We start from the raw sequence: 17,468 nt of genomic DNA on the forward strand, positions 1-17,468 counted from the left end.
GATACTAAGTAAGCAGTTTTTAAAAACTTATTAGCAACCCGGATAGGTAAGTTCTTTATGTTTAGCCGTGAATGACCTTTGCCCGGATAGAAAAAATGAGTTAACGCCCATATGTCCAGAGGTAGGGAGAAATGAGTACAGCACAACAACCAGAAAATAAAGGTCAGCAGACACGTACTGTAGCAGAGTTAGTAGAATACATCCAAGCTCTTACCACTGAAATTCAAGAATTGTATTGTTTGGATGCGATACCCTGGGTTGTGGGCTATTCAGGAGGAAAGGACAGCACGGCGACTTTACAACTGATTTGGAATGCCATCGCCGGACTCCCACCACAAAAAAGACATAAGACAATATATGTGATTACAACAGACACTCTGGTAGAAAATCCTATTGTTGCTATGTGGGTACGCAACTCTCTAGAACAGATGAAAGTAGCTGCCAAAGAGCAAGCAATGCCAATTGAACCTCATTTACTACAACCAGAGATAAAAGAAACTTTTTGGGTAAATTTAATTGGTAAAGGTTATCCAGCGCCAAGAGGAAAATTTCGTTGGTGTACAGACCGTTTGAAGATTTATCCCTCTAACCGCTTTGTCCGTGATGTAGTTAGAGTTAACGGAGAAGTTATTCTGGCTTTAGGTACACGGAGGAATGAAAGCATCAAACGTGCTATCTCAATGGAAAAACATCAAGCAGGTAGTCTTAGGGATCGCCTCAATTCTAATTTAGTTTCACTTAACTCTCTGCTTTACCATAGTTCCAGCCTACCTAATTCTTTAATCTATAGTCCTATCGAAGATTGGCGTACTGATGAAGTTTGGATTTACCTAAATCAATGGCAAAACCCTTGGGGATACAGCAACAAAGATTTATTCACTATGTATCGAGGAGCAACAGCAGATAATGAATGTCCATTAGTTGTTGATACTTCTACTCCTAGTTGTGGTGATTCTCGTTTTGGCTGCTGGGTTTGCACAATAGTTAGCCAGGATAAATCGATGGAGGCAATGATCCAAAATGATGAAGAAAAGGAATGGATGCAGCCTTTATTGGATATCCGTAATGAATTAGATAATCATAGTGACCAAGATAAGAGGGATTTTCGCCGCCTTCGTGGAGTTGTTCAACTGGTTGAGCGTACTAAAGATGGAAAAACCTCTGTTGAACCAATTTCTGGCCCCTATACTAAAAAATGGCGCGAACATTGGCTTAGACGCTTATTAGAAGCAGAAGTCCAAATCCGCCGCACAGCACCAGAACATATGCGTAATATTACCCTCATCTCCATAGAAGAAATGAGTGAAATTCGCCGCATCTGGCTAGAAGAAAAACATGAATTTGACGATAGCTTACCCCGTATTTATCAAGAAGTGACTGGTGAAGAATTCAAAGATCCACGTCCTGGTGCTGATCTTAATCTACTAGGTAGAGATGAATGGGCTGTATTAGAAGAAATCTGTGCAGGTGATGCCATGCACTTGGAACTGATGGCAAAATTGTTAGATACAGAATACCAATTTCGGAAAAAATCAAAGCGAGTCGGTATTTACGATAGCCTAGAAAAATGCTTTGATACCAGTTCCCGTTCTCCTGAAGAAGCCATTAGAAATGCTCATTTAAAACGCGACTTAAGAGAAGCTGTTAGTCAAGGTGATATTGCCAAAGTTAGGGAAAAAGTTAAGCAGCTAACTTTAGGGGATGCTGTAGATGAAGGCGAGGCGGAAAGTAATAAGCAGGTAACTTGGGCAGGTATAAAATTCAAAAAATAGCTATGCAATGGGTAATAGGTGTGTATGTCTTCAAAACCCTTACACCCTAACATTATCCCATCGCCAAGACTATTGACCAAAACAGGGTGTAGGGTGCAGGGTGTGGGGTGTGGGGGAAGAAGAGAAAACTATATTATTTTTACACTCTGCCCCGAAACCACCTTCGAGTCAAAGCCCCTACCAAAATCTCCGATTTGGTGGTCTAAAATCAGTGGTGGGTCAAGCCCCCACTGATTTCCCCTACACCCTACCCCCTATACCCCACACCCTTCTTTTTGACCTCATTATCTTGAAAAAAATTGGTCTAAAATTTCTGATTTTTTTTGTTCGCTAAAGTTATATTCTCCAGATTCTAACCTGCCCACAGAAAAATAATCTAGGTTAATGTGTACAGTATTATCAGTGTTTTCAATTGCACCTGATTGGTTAACAGAAATATTATTGAATTTAGCTGTTTGTTGATTGGCTAATGTGGGTAATACTTGTGTTAGTAAGTTTGTTGCTAAGTTTGGTAAAACACGGCGTTGATGATTTAAGAAAAAGTCAAAGGTTAAGCTCCCTAAACGAATGCGATCGCCATCTTGCAATTTAACAGGCTGATACACAGGTTCACCATTGACAAATGAACCATTGGTACTGTTGCAGTCGATTAAGTAAAAGCCTTGATTTTCCAGATATTGGATTGCAGCGTGACAACGGGATAAATGTTGGTCATGGGTACAGATACCATTGCTGCGATCGCGTCCTATTGTCCAAATGTACTGCCCTTGTTGTAGAGTTTGTGTCTGATTATCACACAGATTAGTGATGACATAAACAGATGAATTATCCACTACACCCTGCACATAACGCGGCTTCACACCAGTCAAAGATGACAGAGAGAGATTTTCTAGCTGAAGAATTTCATCTAAAAGATGACTATGGCGTTCATATAAAGAAATGAATACCTGATACAAACTTAATCGCCGTTCTAGTTCTTGATTTTGCAATTTAGTTATCATAAATCTATAAGCTAATGAGCATTAAATTTGCATAAAATCAGGGCTTTAGCCCTTACTACAAGAGAATCATCTAGTAAACATAAATAACGATTAGCTTATATTCTATATTTGACGACCAACACATATAAATTTCTAATCTCGGTTAAGTATATTACACCTCAAACTATCATCAAATTGAGAGTAACTTACTTAATTCAAAAACTTAGTCTGACTTTTGAAATTACAACAAGCCTCGTTTACCATTGGGGCGGATTGTCATCCAATTAGTCTTTGCTAACGCTAATTGTTCATCAGAAATTTTTGCCCCTGTCAAATTAGCACCACAAAGATTTGCTCCCCGCAAATTAGCATGAGTCAAATAAGCATTAGTGAGGTCAGATCCTCGGAGATCTGCTCCTTCTAAATCGGCATGATTAAAGTAAGCTTTGTTTAAATTAGCATCCCTCAAATTAGCGCGAGTCAGACTAGCTCTACCAAAATCAGTATTTTGGAGATTAGCACCTTGGAGATTAGTATTTTGCAATTGAGCAGAATGAAAATTCGTTCCTGATAAGTCAGTACCTTGGAGATTGAGCAAGTTTAAATTATGTAGAGCAAAATCTCGTCTCCCTTTTAAATAAGCTGTGAGTAAAGTTTGAGTATCCAGTCTGCGTCCAACTTTAGATTTTTGAGTCTGTGAACCATTACTGTTAATGTTAGCCAAAGTTGTGGGTTTAGAAACTGGAACTCCTGGTTTTCCCCTCACATCTAATCGGGTGCTATCTGCATTTTTGGCTCGCCTAGCTCGAATTGCTGCTGCTACCTGTGCTACTCCTAAACCAGTAGCCGCAGCAGATGAGTTGCTACATAAAACCGCAGAATCTTCTGGACGATTGTGTGTTTGCTCTTTATTGTTAGTATCGGATTTAACTATCAATCCATTAGCCAAACTTTCTAAATACGGTTCTATCTCTAATGCTCTGAGAACTTCTTTTGCTGTCTGGTAGCGACTGCGAACGGAGACTTCCAACATTTTCCGCAGTACACTGATCAGGTGATCACTGGCTTGTACCAAGTGTTCCCACATTACTTCACCGGTTGTGGGATTGTAATCTAAGTCTTTAGGGGTTTTACCAGTTAGGAGATATACGCACGTTACCCCCAAGGCGTAAATATCACTAGCGTAAACCGGACGCATCGCCATTTGCTCTGGAGGTGCAAAACCAGGAGTCCCAATAGCATATGCAGTTAAGGCTGTATGTCCTGATTGGTTGGTGGTTGCTTGACTGACTTGGTTTTTAACTGCGCCAAAGTCAATCAGTACCATTCTGGCATCTTGAGTCCGGCGAATTAAGTTTGCTGGCTTAATATCACGATGAATGACCTTTTGCTCATGGATATATTGCAGTAAGGGGAGAATTTCACTTAAGAATTGTTTGACACCAGCTTCACTATAGGTACCATTTAGTTTCACCTCTTGCTGTAAGGTAGAACCACTAATATATTCCTGAACTAAGTAGAATTGCTCTTGCTCTTCAAAATAGTCCAACAATCTTGGTAATTGGGGATGATTTCCGATGGTGCCGAGGGTTCTAGCTTCTCGCTCAAACAGTTCTCGCGCCATCTGTAAAACGTGTGGTGTCGTTCCTGAAGGACGCAGTTGCTTGATGACACAACTTGGTTCTCCTGGCAAAATTTCATCACGGGCTAAAAATGTTGCTCCGAAGCCACCCTGACCCAATGGCTTCAACACTCGATAGCGATCGCGCAATAATAGTTGCGAGCCACAAGATTGACACCTTTGACTATATGCTACATTTTCTGGATTGGGACAGGTCGGATTTATGCAATAGCTCATGCACTGTCAACTCGCTGCACGAATAATGGCAAAGAGCGTTACACTCTGTTTTTATTATTGAGATTCAAAATCAACTCCTACCAGGAGAGTTTTGCGGGAAATCCTTTGAAGAGTTCCTAAAGTTGAATCTGGTTTACTGAAAGCAATGCTCAAGTTCAAATAACTTATTATACCTACACTTACCGGTTGTGTCGAGCTTATATCATATCTAGAAATCCACCACAGCGATCGCCTGTTTTTTTACGTAAAAATCTGACACAATCTATATTTTTTGATTCATTTTTTATATTTATGCTTACGTGTATCCACTATAGTTATTACTGCTTTTCTCCCAGTGGCTACACCAATACTGAGTGACAATTTATTTTAAGTTATATTAACCAATACTTGAATATATGTTCAGATATTGTAGTGTATTAGCAAGCAAGAATTAATGGAGAAAAATTATGACTACGGTAAATCAAATGAAGTGTGCCTGTCAGGATTGCTTATGTATCGTTTCTGTAGAAAAAGCTGTCAGCAAAGATGGCAAATACTATTGCTCTGAAGGTTGTGCTGAAGGTCATAAAACCATCAAAGGCTGTGGTCACAATGGTTGTGGATGTTGAGTGAGTGCTGAATTGAAAGTGCTGTTAACTTCCGCTAACAGCACTCAGCACTTATAGGCTAGATAGCACATCCCGTGCGATCGCTATGGTCTTGTCGATATCTTCTTCAGTATGAGCTAAAGAGGTAAAACCAGCTTCAAACTGAGAAGGCGCTAAATAGACACCGCGCTCTAACATACCGCGATGGAAGCGGCCGAATTTAGCTGTATCTGACTTTTTAGCATCTTCGTAGTTATGCACAGGGCCAGAGGTGAAGAATAAACCAAACATGGCGCTGATGTGACCACCACAGGCTGCATGACCAGTTTCTTGAGCAACTTGCAACAAACCGTCTGCTAACTTTTTAGTAATCCGTTCCAGATACTCGTAAGTACCCGGCTTTTGCAGTAACTCCAGGGTTTTGATCCCAGCCGTCATTGCTAAGGGATTTCCCGAAAGTGTTCCCGCTTGATACACAGGGCCAGCCGGGGCAATCATAGACATAATATCGCGACGACCGCCATATGCACCTACTGGCAAACCGCCACCGATAACTTTACCCATGGTAGTTAAATCGGGTGTAATGCCAAATTTTTCTTGTGCGCCACCATAGGCGATGCGGAAGCCTGTCATTACTTCATCAAACACGAGTAAAGCTCCATGCTCGTGAGTCAGTTCCCGCAATCCTTCTAAAAAGCCTGCATCAGGGGTAATAAATCCAGCATTACCGACAACCGGCTCTAGAATCACACCTGCAATTTGATCGGGATTTTCTGCAAATAAAGCTTTGACGGCTTCTAAATCATTAAAAGGAGCGGTCAGAGTGCTGCTAGTGGCTGATTTTGGCACTCCTGGGGAATCAGGTAAACCTAGTGTCGCTACACCTGAGCCAGCTTTGACTAGGAACATATCAGCGTGTCCGTGGTAGCAGCCTTCAAACTTGATGATTTTCTCCCGGTTAGTGAAAGCCCGCATCAGCCGCAATACAGCCATACAAGCCTCTGTGCCAGAGTTGACGAATCTCACCATTTCGATGCTAGGAACGGCATCAATCACCATTTCCGCCAGGACATTTTCTAGATATGAGGGCGCACCGAAGCTAGTACCTTTTTCCAAAGCTTCATGGAGTGCGCCAATCACCTCTGGATGGGCATGACCACAAATAGCAGGTCCCCAAGTTCCTACATAGTCGATGTATTGGTTGCCATCTACGTCCCAGATATACGCACCATTCACCCGATCAAAGACTATGGGTTGTCCCCCTACAGATTTAAAGGCACGGACTGGGGAACTAACACCTCCTGGCATGAGGTTTTGGGCAGCTGCGAAAATTTCTTGTGATTTTGTGGTTTTAATCGTGGTATTTACCAAGGTTCTCTCCTAACGTGGGCATTCAAAAAAAAGCTCTATCTTAGGATAGGGTTAAAAATTCCTTAGAACTTCTATCGTATAGAATTAAACGAACTAAAAAAATAACAATATGTTATACAAGTCCAATGAAGACTTGCCTTTAGAGATTCGTAACCAACTGTCTGAGGCATACCAAGACCTGTACCGGGCAGCTTTTAACTCAGCTCTTCATTGGTATGGTGAAGTGGCAAAAGCTCACCAGGTGGCACTTAGCGCAGTCCGAATGCAGTCGGCCATGGAAAAGAATGCTGTTCTGCAAAGGTAAAATCTGGGTGGATAGAAAAATCATGCCAGTTGCCCTATTCATTAATGATATCGTGAAACCAGGCATCATTTTTTTATTTAGAGCAGATTAGCTGGTATGTTTTCCACCGATTCAAATTCATTACACAATGCCATTCCCGTCGAAAAAATCCGCTACGACGAACGGGGTTTAGTGCCAGCCATAGTCCAAGACTATTTGGATGGTACTGTCTTGATGATGGCGTGGATGAATCGGGAGTCATTACAAAAGACTTTAGACACAGCACAAACTTGGTTTTGGAGTCGTTCCCGTCAGGAACTATGGCATAAGGGAGGGACTTCTGGGCATATCCAGAAGGTGCAAAGTATTCGTTATGACTGTGATAGTGATGCTCTGTTGATTGGTGTTGAGCAGATAGGAGATATTGCTTGCCATACGGGTGAACGCAGTTGCTTTCATCAAGTAGATGGGGCAATTACCGCACCTCCAGGGGATACATTATCGCAATTGTTTCAAGTGATATGCGATCGCCGGGATCACCCTACAGAAAGTTCCTATACCTGTAAGTTATTTGCGGGCGGTGATAACAAGATTTTAAAGAAAATTGGTGAAGAAAGTGCGGAAGTAGTGATGGCCTGTAAGGATAATGACCCAGAGGCGATCGCTGGTGAGGTAGCTGACTTGCTTTACCATACCCTAGTTGCTCTAGCTCACCATCAAGTAGATTTAAAGGCTGTTTATCGTAAGCTGCAAGAGCGGCGACGGTGAGGGATTGGGGATTGGGGATTGGGGACTGGGAACTGGGGACTGGGGATTGGGGATTGGGGAGAAAAACTAATGACTCCCACCTATTGCCTATTGCCCATTGCCTATTGCCTATTGCCTATTGCCTATTTTTGTAATTCTTATCATTAGGTAAAATTTTCCTCACTGATTCCACAGGGTTTCCACAGGTGTTTTCAAAGTTTTCCACAGTTGCTGTACGAACGAATCGGCTCTTGCAACCTTATTGGGGATTTTTGACTCCAGCTATATGGAAACTCAACGGACTGAGTTTTCATTAAGTAATGTAACGAAAAAGTATATAAAACCCTGATTGTTCCGTTCACATTTATTTTTTATACCAGCGTTTTTAACATTTCGCAGCATTGACAAACCCACCCCCTCTTATCGCACAATGAGGCGGCCGGGTTTTATATTTTGTGCGACTGCTAACATCAAAAATCACCTCAAATACCAGTGCGGATGTTGTCTGAAACTGCCTCACTGCCAGAAATTCCCCCTATTGACTAACCTTGGAGAAGAAAAATCACATGAACGCAACAGTTAGTATTTTTACTGAAATCCCCGAACCTCTCCATGATTCCTTAAAGACTTACTTAGAAACTCATCCAGATTGGGATCAAAATCGTGTATTAACGGCAGCTCTGTCACTATTTTTGCTGCAAAACGGAGATAGCGATCGCCGTGCTGCTCGTGTTTACTTAGAAACTTTGTTTCATCACTGCTAATTAAAACAGCCTTCGGTTCGCTAAAAATAGCTAATGTACCAGACACCCTTGAGTGCTGGTACAAATGTTACTTGTTTTACTTATACAAAAATTTGGGTACGTTATCCGTACCCGTGCATCGATATTATAGAGGACTTGTATTTGATTGTTGAACTACACGTAGGGTGGGCTTTGCCCGCTATATCTGGGTTTTGGTGGGCAAAGCCCACCCTACATTAGTGTCTTGTTCATACTCAGGAATTGGTTTCTAACTGGGAGTTAGTAGAAGACTCAAATTTATACCCGACTCCGCGCACAGTTTGAATTAATGCAGGTTGAGTAACATCAACTTCAATCTTTTTACGAATTTGACCAATATGTACGTCTACAACTCGCTGATCACCAACATATTCATAATCCCAGACTTCTTGAATCAGTTCTGCACGTCGCCAAACTCGACCAGGATGGCTAGCTAAAAAATGTAACAGGTCAAATTCTAAAGCTGTCAATGGTACAGGCTGGCTGTTGAGTGTTACCTCTCGCCGTACCGGATCAATCATCAGTTTTTCAAATACTAAGCGTTTTTGTTCCGCAGTGGTAACAACGCGCTGTCTTCTCAATATAGCTGCTACTCTGACTTCTAGTTCTCCCAAGCCAAAGGGCTTAGTGAGATAGTCATCAGCACCTTTAGAAAAGCCGCGAATCTTGTCAGCCTCATCCGCACGGCTCGTCAGCATGAGAACAAAAACACCATTACGACTTTGCATTTCTTGGCAGAGGTTAAACCCAATGACATCTGGCAAATTCACATCGAGAATTACCAAGTCAGGGTTAAATTGCTCAAATAAGGACAGAGCTGTCTTACCATCTTCAGCAGCCTCCACCTGATAGTTTTGCTTCAACAAAAAGCGTTGGATTAAATTCCGAACCGCCGGGTCGTCGTCAACTACAAGAATCTTGGCAGGAGCCATGACCATCACTTTGCACAAAATTAATTAAAATTAACAGCAGTGTTGCGTAAAAACGCGATTTTCACTTGGGAATTATTTAAGAAGCTACAAGGCTCAAAAATAAATTTCCTGATTACCCAGATCATAGTGTAATCAAGATGTTGGACAACGGCACTGGGAAGACTATAGTAGCCATTTTTACGGTTAAGTTCAGGTATTGTCATGAGTGAATTCATGTACAGTTACCTAATGTTAGGTTATGAGCTACAAATGCTTCTTCGTCCAAGAGACTTTTTGATTTTAATTCAGTCGTGATTTAAAACTGTCTAATTTTAAATCTTTATGTGGATTGATACCACTACTGAATTTTGAGCTAAATCATGGAAATTTCCTCAAGTTACGGTAAATTGCTAAATCTGAAACAAAAAGTTTTTTTCAGAAAAACAGCATTTTTTAGGTATTCCCGGTTCAAATTCTAGGTTAGAGCCAGAATTGGTTAACGACATGAGGGTATACACGGAGTTATGACAATATGTTAAAGTGGCTGTAGTTAAAATTCTTGGGTCAATCTGACTATGTGCTACTATCCTGGTAGAGCATAAAATTCGATCGATACATTTTGTTTTCGATCAAATTTAGAATCTAAAATTGTTATTCTTCAACACAAAACTGCCGCAGACTAAGGCTGAAGTATAAACTCCCATGAGCGATCAAAATCCCTACGAAAAACTTGGGGTGTCAGAAGATGCGAGCTTCGATGAGATTCAAGATGCCCGCAATCGTCTGATGGAGCAATATAGTGGCGATGCCAAGAGTCTAGAAATCGTTGAGGCGGCTTACGATGCGATTTTAATGGATCGCTTACGGATGCGCCAGGAAGGCAAAATCAAGGTGCCTGAGCGCATCCGCTTCCCAGAACTGAGAGTACAATCGCCTCCTAAAGAAAGCCCAACCCCTCGCGAACAGTCACCTGCGTGGCTGCAAAATATTTTAGATCAGCCCACAAAGGCAGATGTGCTTCTGCCCGGCGCTTGGTATGTGGGTTTGAGTACGATTAGTATTTTTTACCCAGCAACAGGCGATCAAGTGTTGCAGCTGGCATTAGTGGTTGGGGTAGGGGTAAGTATTTATTTTCTCAACCGCAAAGAAGGTAGATTTGGCCGAGCAGTTTTGTTTACTCTCATTGGGCTAATCATTGGCTTAATTGCGGGGGGACTAATTGCTGGCTGGCTCTCGTCACAAATATTGTTTCTCCATCTCACAGCCAATCAGTTTTCCACTGTGCTGACGTTTATATTGTTGTGGTTAGTCAGCAGTTTTTTGCGTTAAATACAACTCACAACCTAACTCAGCCTTTAGAGTACCGACTCATTCGCCAATTTCTGAAAAGCCCCACTCTTTTAGAGTGAGGGCATTTTTAGTAAAGGTATTGTATTCAGGAAGGGGTTTTTAGTTCACTTGGTCAATGCTACATCTGATACTGTGGATTTGAAAATGAAATCTACGGCAGTGCTTAAATTCGGCACAATCAAGTCAGGATGGTAAAGTTCTAATTGAGTGCGATCGCGGATGCCAGACTCGACGGCTATGACTTTAATATCATGCTTTTTCGCGGCGGCAATGTCGGCTTCTGTATCGCCCACCATCCACGTATCGGCTGCGGCTGGTAATTCCGCTAATGCTTTTGTCATTAATAAGGGTTTATCTTCAATATCACGGGTTTTTACGTAGTCATTACTCAGGCAATAGCAGCGATTTTCTGGAAAAAATTGGACTAAATCGTATTTTTGAAAGGCATAGTCTAATTCTCGTACACGGCGCATCGTCATGACTGCCAAATCAACCCCAGCCTGTTGAATTTTTAGCAATGCTTCTACAGCACCAGGGATGAGACTGTCGTAAGCAAAGTAAGGTTCTGTGTGTACTGTTTTGCGTCGTAATTGGGCAAACTCTTGGGCTTGTTGCTCATTTAAGCCAGAATTTAAGGCAATTTGCTTTTCAGGAACACGCGATCGCTTCATCTGCCAAAATTCAGCTTTAGAAAGTTGTTGCACCGCTTGATCAGGATATCGGATTTCCTCTAGACAAAATTGATAAACACGGTAGTATCTTTCAGAAACATCCATAATTGGGCCGTCGAAGTCAGTAATCAGTCTCAGCATCGGCGGAAGTCAATGTTAATTTTTATTAAAAATATTGTACCTTGGTATCAATAGTCAACAACAGGGTGTTGGGGGTAGGGTGTAGAGAAGACAGCATTGCTCAAAGCCGCGAAGAAAGCTCACAGCAATCTACTGTAAAGTTCCGCGTTTCATCTGCTCACTTTCAATAGCTTCAAATAAAGCGCGAAAATTGCCTTCACCAAAGCCTTGAGCCTGACGACGACGTTCAATAAATTCAAAGAAAAAGGTTGGTTGTCCAAAGATGGGCTGAGTAAAGATTTGTAACAATACTCCTGGATGGGAATTTGGCTGCCAATCTACCAAAATTTGCTGTTGGGCGATCGCTTGTAATTCTAGAGGAGATAAAGGTAGTCCTGGGCGCTGTTGGAGTTGTGAGTAGTAGGTTTGGGGAACTGTCAGTAAAGATAAACCACGCTGACGAAATTGAGCGATCGCACTGACTAGATTAGGTATTTGTAAGGCGATGTGTTGAATTCCAGGACCACGGTTTACGTCTAAAAACTCCTGAATTTGGGAATTTCTGGAGGCTGGCTCATTAATTGGTAACTGCACAGCACCGTTGCGGGAAACCATCACTTGGCTGTACAAGGCAGAGCGATCGGTTTGAATTTTAAAAGTCTGTCGGGGTTGAAAGTTGAGAATTTTTTGATACCAAGTCACCGCAGCCTCTAAATCGCCGGCTGCTACGTTCAGCACTATATGATCGATGGCGGTAATGGCGTTTGTTGATGAAGTTATGACTGAATCTTCATCTGGTGACGGTACTTTTTCGAGCAGGGTGTGAGTTAACCCACCCCAAGCAGCGATTTTGCTGCATTTGTAATTTATATTACTTACTTGGCGCTCCTCAAGGGATTGTAATATTGTCGCACCGTGAGCTTGAGCATGGGCGATCGCTGTTTCCACATCTGCAACGGTAAAGGCAACATCTGCTACACCAGGGGGGTGTTGACGCAAAAATTCCGCTACTGGACTGGTTGGTAATAACGGCGAAGACAGCAAGAACTTCACAACTCCACTTTTAACCGCTTCGGTGCGAGTGTGGAATGAACAAATACCATTGGCTATGGGCGTAAAACCCAAATAATTAACAAACCAATCCCGCCAGACTTTGGCATCTTCTACATAGAAGTGAACATGATCAATTTTCATAAATTCTCAAAGTCCAGCACCACAGCTTATCTAACTGTAAATTTTGCCTTTATAGCTAGATTTGCGAGTCTTTCCTAGGCAATAATTATTTAAGCACACTTTATGAGACGTAGTGACTCAGTAGACAGAGCTAAGAGCATTGCACCGACTATCACAACAATTTTTTTTTGCATGGCACTATTTACATTTCTTTATATATTTATTACATAATACTAAATTACAGGCTCAATTTAGGAAATCTACTCACTAAATAGGGGATGATCTTCAGCCTTAGTAATTTCGTATTCCCTGCCAGTGTATTTTAAAAGAAATTTAGAGGATGATTGTAAAAACTTGGTAAAACTGGAACCTAGTTTTAGTTTTTTGATAATTGTATTAGGTGATTGTCCAGAGAGTTTCTGTAATTCTGTACCTAGCTTTGACACAGATAATTTAGTCTGAGGTGATTTATGAATAATTTCTAAGAGTAAGTTCTCTAATACTTCTTGAGAATTAATAGTCTTGACAAGACGTTGTAATTGTGTGCAATCTGATGTCGCAGAATTTGACAATATTTTTTCTGGTTTGACTGGATTTTTCTGATTGAATTCTAGATGACATCGCTCTTGAAAAAGAGTGGCGATCGCTACTAATTTATTCAGTTTGTCCTCAATCGATTCTTGTTCCGCCTTAATTAAATTCTCGATTTTCTGCACCACATCTTCTAAAGAGGGAATTTCTATTGCTAATGAAAGGTCATAAAAAATATATTTTCCCGTGTTGCGGTTTTCTATATGCAAAATTTGCCCTTGTCTACGTACCCAATATACTGTCAGACCTTGATTTTGTAGTTCATTACAGAGGTGAGTTAAAATTCCATCTCCAGAGCAGACTAAGATTTCTTTCACGCTAGGATAAGAACGTAAAATACTGGCACCAATAGCAATCATTTTGGCATCAGCACCATCTTTGCCATCAGGTACATGAACAAGTTGATATCCCCGCTCATATAATTCTACATCTTGCTTACCAACGCTGGGATTTTTCCAGTTTGCGAAACCGATTTTAGTATTGAGAGGGTATTTACATACACTAGCTAAAAATCCTTCTATCTCACTATTGATTTTTAAATTTTCTACATCTAAAAGTAGGAGAGAAATCCCTATATCTTGTAACTTATTTTGAGTCTCTATTTGTTGTTTAATTGTATTAATAGCTTGGCAAACAATCGGTGAATCAAGCCACCCACTTGATAGGATAGTTTGTAGGATTTCTTCAAAAACATTTAAACTAAAAAATGCTGTAGTGGGTTCAGTAGCTTTTTTATCTAAAGAGTTACTTCCTAAAATCAGTTCTGTTGTGGGAAATACTGGTATTTGATTATGTTCACTACTCTCCGCAGTCAATTCATTGTTTTGGGTATGAGGTAAGGCAGACTCTAGAAATTGTTTACCACAATTCTTGCAAAGGTAATTTTGCTTGCCGTTTCGATGACCGTTTTTACGATATGAAGTTGATCCGCAGTGAGGACATTTCATCTTCTTCTTGAGTTTGTCATGTGCTGATGATTACCTCTGAGTATGGAATTTGAAAAGTGTACTTTACATTTTTTAACATAACTGTTACATAGTGTTAATCGCAACTAATCAAGGTAAAAATTTAATCGTAAATATGACTACAAATATTCCCCCAAAACTGCGGAAGTTACCAAATCAGGCGATAGGAGCTAAGATTTTTCACTCCATCAACATCGTTAGCTTGTTCCTCATGCTTACCAGTGGACTACAAATTTATAACGCCAACCCAGTGTTTGGTGGACGTACAGGTTTACATATCTCGCCGATATTTACATTAGGAGGTTGGTTAGCAGGTGGTAGACATTGGCACTTTGCGGCTATGTGGTTATTTTCCTTAAATCTGTTGTGGTATGGAATTTATATTTTCATCACTCGACGTTGGCGACATAGATTTGTGGGTGTGAATGACTGGAAAGCATTACAAAAAAGTCAAAATCCCAAGCGTCTAATTTATGCTTGGCATCGCATTGTCTACACATCGATAATTCCGATTTTGCTGCTAGCACTACTAACAGGTGTAGGGATGTATAAGCCAGCTCAATTTCCTTGGATTGTAGATATGTTTGGCAGTTGGCAAGGACTGCGGATTGTGCATTTCGCTTCAGTGCCACTGGTGGTAATATTTACAATTATTCACTCATTTTTAGGTCACAAAGCTGGTGGTGAACAACTCACAGAGTCAATGTTTTGGTGAAACTATAAAATACGTAAATTTCGCATAATTAAATATGAGTTTAATTCGCTTACGTCATCCCCAGTTAACGCGCCGTCAATTTTTGAAAATTTCCGGTGTTTCTAGCATCAGTTTATTGCTTGGTGGTTGTGGTACACCACTGTTTGAAGACTTGGTAGGTACGCTTTCTGAACCACTCAATCAAAAATTTGAGAAACTAATATTTAATGACCAAAAGCTAGTACCGGAATTTTCGCCTAGTGAAATTCAACCAGAGGCTTTGATAGTTAATAGCTTCCGTTACACACCAATTATTGATTTAGACAAATATCGTTTAGTCGTTGATGGCGAGGTGAATAATCCCTTGAGTCTCAGTATGGCAGAAATTCAGAGTTTACCCCTCACTTCCATGATTATACGCCATGTTTGTGTAGAAGGTTGGGCGGCGATCGTGCAATGGGGTGGTGTGTGTTTGAGAGAAATTATTGCTCTTGCTCAACCTAAGAATAATATCCGGTATGCTTATTTTAAATCGGCTGATGGCTATTATGAAAGTTGGGATATTGCTTCAGCTTTACATCCACAAACACTGTTAGCTTATCAAAAAAATGGTGAATCTTTGCCAGTTGAGAATGGTGCGCCCTTACGTTTAGCTTCGCCAATTAAACTTGGTTATAAACAAAGTAAGTGGGTAACTAAAATCATGCTCACCAGTCATTTAACAGCTTTTAAGGGTTACTGGGAAGACCAAGGTTATGAATGGTTTGCAGGAATTTAAATTAGGGATAGTCTAAGCCATAAGTCTGATCATTATTTGTTTTAAACTAATGAATTTTTTAGATAAATTACATCACAGCATTTCGCACAATCAAAGTTTACTATTTGTTGGACTTGATCCCAATCCAGAGATGATGCCTGCTGGCTATGAATCTCAAGATATCATTCATAGTTTATGGGATTGGATGCAATTCATTATTGGGGAAACTGCTGATTTTGTCTGTGCTTATAAGCCAACGTTAGGTTTTTATGAAGCTTTGGGTATTCCGGGTTTAGAATTATTGGCAAAAACTTTAGCCGCTATCCCAAAACATATCCCAATTATTTTAGATGCTAAACATAGTGATTTAAATACTAGCACTATGTTAGCTCGGACTGTGTTTACAGAATGGCAAGTAGATGCTATTACTCTTAGCCCATATACAGGGCAAGATCATGTAGCTCCGTTTTTGGTTTATCCTGATAAAGCAGTATTTATTTTATGTTGCACTTCTAACCCAGGTGCAGAAGCTTTACAACACTATCCAACAAACGAATCACCACTTTATTTACAGGTAGTAAAAGAGTCAAAAAATTGGGGTACTCCAGAACAATTGGCTTTAGAAGTAGGAACTAAAAATCCTGATGTTTTATCTCGAATTCGTGCAATTGCGCCTGAAAGGATCATTATGGCGCGTAGTATCTGGGCTGAAGGCGGTAACTTGAAGCAAATTCTAGAGGCTGGTTTGGATGCTAATGGTGATGGTTTATTAATTCCTGTTCCTCAAGATATTTTAGCCAAACCAAATTTATCTGAAGAAATCCAGTCTTTAAATACAGAAATTAATCAGGTGAGAAATCAGGTAATTCAGAATGGTGAGACTTGTCCTGTTTGGCTACCAGATGTTGTATCTGCAAATCACCATCCTTTACATGATTTGATTTTGCAGCTTTATGAGATTGATTGCATTATGTTTGGTAACTTTGTCCAAGCATCAGGAGCAATATTTCCTTATTATATTGACTTACGCAAAATTATTTCTAATCCCCAAATTTTTAGTCAAGTTATCAGTGGCTATGAGGAGATTTTACAGAATCTCACGTTTGATAGGTTAGCTGGTATTCCTTATGGTTCTTTGCCTACTGCTACAGGGTTATCTTTACGTCTGCATTGTCCAATGATTTTTCCTCGTAAAGAAGTGAAAGCACACGGAACTCGAAAATTAATTGAAGGTAATTTTGATCCCGGCGAAACGGTGGTAGTTGTTGATGATATTTTGATTAGTGGTAAAAGTGTGATGGAAGGGGCAGAAAAGTTAAAGTCTGCTGGCTTAAATGTGCATGATATTGTCGTTTTTATTGACCATGAGCAAGGGGTAAAAGATAGATTACAACAAAATGGGTATCGCGCTCATGCAGTTTTAACTATTTCTGAAATAACTAATGTTCTGCATCAATCAGGCAGAATTAATGATGAGCAATTTTTGGCGCTAACTGAAAGCTAACTCATATCTTGCACCGAAGCGATATTCCGCCTCGGAATAAATGGAGATTCTCATAGCCTAAGTCCGTTTTAACGGACTGAAAGATTGTTCTAGTCAGATTTATCGACTTGAGCTATACAGCCCAGAAATGTATTTCTAGGTGGTATGAAAATCTGGCGCAAGATATCAGGTAATTTTATTTTTAATTGATAAAGAACCTCTCATTACTACCTTGGCTATTGCTAAATATTATTTTTAAACGTTAATTAGTATAAAATTTGAAGTTTCTGTCATACTTAAAATTAAGAGATATGCAGATTTAATTTGCATAGTTCTTACTAATGATAGATGTATAATATTAGTTCTTAAATAA

The 17,468-nt window shown here is 40.3% G+C and carries 16 protein-coding genes and 1 pseudogene; 9 read left to right on the forward strand and 8 right to left on the reverse strand.

The features are described from left to right. Positions 1–131: 131 nt before the first annotated feature. Positions 132–1,772, forward strand: coding sequence for a DNA phosphorothioation system sulfurtransferase DndC (gene dndC, locus NOS7524_RS12685; RefSeq protein WP_015138880.1), 1,641 nt, complete (start codon positions 132–134; stop codon positions 1,770–1,772). A gap of 284 nt (positions 1,773–2,056) precedes the next feature. Here the strand turns inward: dndC and NOS7524_RS12690 are convergent, their stop codons facing one another. Then, a complete protein-coding gene (locus tag NOS7524_RS12690) occupies positions 2,057–2,773 on the reverse strand; it encodes an FHA domain-containing protein (protein WP_015138881.1) in 717 nt (238 codons plus the stop codon). Between the two features lie 220 nt (positions 2,774–2,993). Further along, positions 2,994–4,610, reverse strand: a complete 1,617-nt coding sequence (locus tag NOS7524_RS12695) for a serine/threonine-protein kinase (protein ID WP_015138882.1) — start codon at positions 4,608–4,610, stop codon at positions 2,994–2,996. 446 nt (positions 4,611–5,056) lie between these two features. Here NOS7524_RS12695 and NOS7524_RS28640 point away from each other — a divergent pair, with 446 nt between their 5' ends. Beyond that, positions 5,057–5,218, forward strand: coding sequence for a metallothionein (locus tag NOS7524_RS28640; protein WP_015138883.1), 162 nt, complete (start codon positions 5,057–5,059; stop codon positions 5,216–5,218). A gap of 51 nt (positions 5,219–5,269) precedes the next feature. On the opposite strand, the gene hemL is transcribed toward NOS7524_RS28640, so the two are convergent. After that, entirely contained in the window at positions 5,270–6,568 is a 1,299-nt protein-coding gene (gene hemL, locus NOS7524_RS12700; RefSeq protein WP_015138884.1) for a glutamate-1-semialdehyde 2,1-aminomutase, read from the reverse strand. A 109-nt stretch (positions 6,569–6,677) separates the two neighbouring features. On the opposite strand from hemL, the gene NOS7524_RS12705 reads away from it, so the two are divergent. The 3 genes from NOS7524_RS12705 to NOS7524_RS12715 all read left to right on the forward strand — a co-directional run bounded on the left by NOS7524_RS12705 (position 6,678) and on the right by NOS7524_RS12715 (position 8,362). Next, the gene (locus NOS7524_RS12705; RefSeq protein ID WP_015138885.1) at positions 6,678–6,872 is read left to right on the forward strand and encodes a ChaB family protein; all 195 of its coding nucleotides are present in this window, start codon (positions 6,678–6,680) and stop codon (positions 6,870–6,872) included. A gap of 96 nt (positions 6,873–6,968) precedes the next feature. Next, positions 6,969–7,619, forward strand: a complete 651-nt coding sequence (gene hisIE / locus NOS7524_RS12710) for a bifunctional phosphoribosyl-AMP cyclohydrolase/phosphoribosyl-ATP diphosphatase HisIE (RefSeq protein ID WP_015138886.1) — start codon at positions 6,969–6,971, stop codon at positions 7,617–7,619. Between the two features lie 545 nt (positions 7,620–8,164). After that, positions 8,165–8,362 (forward strand): DUF2811 domain-containing protein, encoded by a 198-nt coding sequence (locus NOS7524_RS12715; RefSeq protein ID WP_015138887.1) that lies wholly within the window; start codon positions 8,165–8,167, stop codon positions 8,360–8,362. A gap of 233 nt (positions 8,363–8,595) precedes the next feature. Here NOS7524_RS12715 and NOS7524_RS12720 read toward each other — a convergent pair whose 3' ends face one another. Further along, the gene (locus NOS7524_RS12720) at positions 8,596–9,312 is read right to left on the reverse strand and encodes a response regulator transcription factor (protein WP_015138888.1); all 717 of its coding nucleotides are present in this window, start codon (positions 9,310–9,312) and stop codon (positions 8,596–8,598) included. Between the two features lie 681 nt (positions 9,313–9,993). Here NOS7524_RS12720 and NOS7524_RS12725 point away from each other — a divergent pair. Continuing rightward, positions 9,994–10,620: a CPP1-like family protein gene (locus tag NOS7524_RS12725; protein ID WP_015138890.1), complete on the forward strand. Its 627-nt coding sequence runs from the start codon at positions 9,994–9,996 to the stop codon at positions 10,618–10,620. Positions 10,621–10,745: 125 nt separating this feature from the next. Here NOS7524_RS12725 and NOS7524_RS12730 read toward each other — a convergent pair whose 3' ends face one another. The 4 genes and pseudogenes from NOS7524_RS12730 to NOS7524_RS30715 all read right to left on the reverse strand — a co-directional run. Continuing rightward, positions 10,746–11,453 carry an HAD family hydrolase gene (locus NOS7524_RS12730; RefSeq protein WP_015138891.1) on the reverse strand — a complete coding sequence of 236 codons (708 nt, stop codon included), beginning with the start codon at positions 11,451–11,453 and terminating at the stop codon, positions 10,746–10,748. A 129-nt stretch (positions 11,454–11,582) separates the two neighbouring features. Further along, the gene (hppD, locus tag NOS7524_RS12735) at positions 11,583–12,626 is read right to left on the reverse strand and encodes a 4-hydroxyphenylpyruvate dioxygenase (protein WP_015138892.1); all 1,044 of its coding nucleotides are present in this window, start codon (positions 12,624–12,626) and stop codon (positions 11,583–11,585) included. 239 nt (positions 12,627–12,865) lie between these two features. Continuing rightward, positions 12,866–14,011 (reverse strand): NYN domain-containing protein, encoded by a 1,146-nt coding sequence (locus NOS7524_RS12740; RefSeq protein WP_235622450.1) that lies wholly within the window; start codon positions 14,009–14,011, stop codon positions 12,866–12,868. A 27-nt stretch (positions 14,012–14,038) separates the two neighbouring features. Next, positions 14,039–14,143: pseudogene (locus tag NOS7524_RS30715) on the reverse strand (IS1/IS1595 family N-terminal zinc-binding domain-containing protein); the annotation flags it as partial. Between the two features lie 133 nt (positions 14,144–14,276). Here NOS7524_RS30715 and NOS7524_RS12745 point away from each other — a divergent pair. Genes NOS7524_RS12745 through NOS7524_RS12755 form a run of 3 tightly spaced genes read left to right on the forward strand, consistent with a single transcriptional unit; the run spans position 14,277 to position 17,116 of the window. After that, entirely contained in the window at positions 14,277–14,876 is a 600-nt protein-coding gene (locus NOS7524_RS12745) for a cytochrome b/b6 domain-containing protein (protein ID WP_041555736.1), read from the forward strand. 34 nt (positions 14,877–14,910) lie between these two features. Further along, positions 14,911–15,633: a molybdopterin-dependent oxidoreductase gene (locus tag NOS7524_RS12750; RefSeq protein ID WP_015138895.1), complete on the forward strand. Its 723-nt coding sequence runs from the start codon at positions 14,911–14,913 to the stop codon at positions 15,631–15,633. A 49-nt stretch (positions 15,634–15,682) separates the two neighbouring features. Continuing rightward, entirely contained in the window at positions 15,683–17,116 is a 1,434-nt protein-coding gene (locus NOS7524_RS12755; RefSeq protein WP_015138896.1) for a bifunctional orotidine-5'-phosphate decarboxylase/orotate phosphoribosyltransferase, read from the forward strand. The last annotated feature ends 352 nt before the right edge of the window (positions 17,117–17,468 follow it).

It is taken from the genome of Nostoc sp. PCC 7524 (assembly GCF_000316645.1).
In the GTDB taxonomy this organism is placed as follows: Bacteria; Cyanobacteriota; Cyanobacteriia; order Cyanobacteriales; family Nostocaceae; genus Trichormus.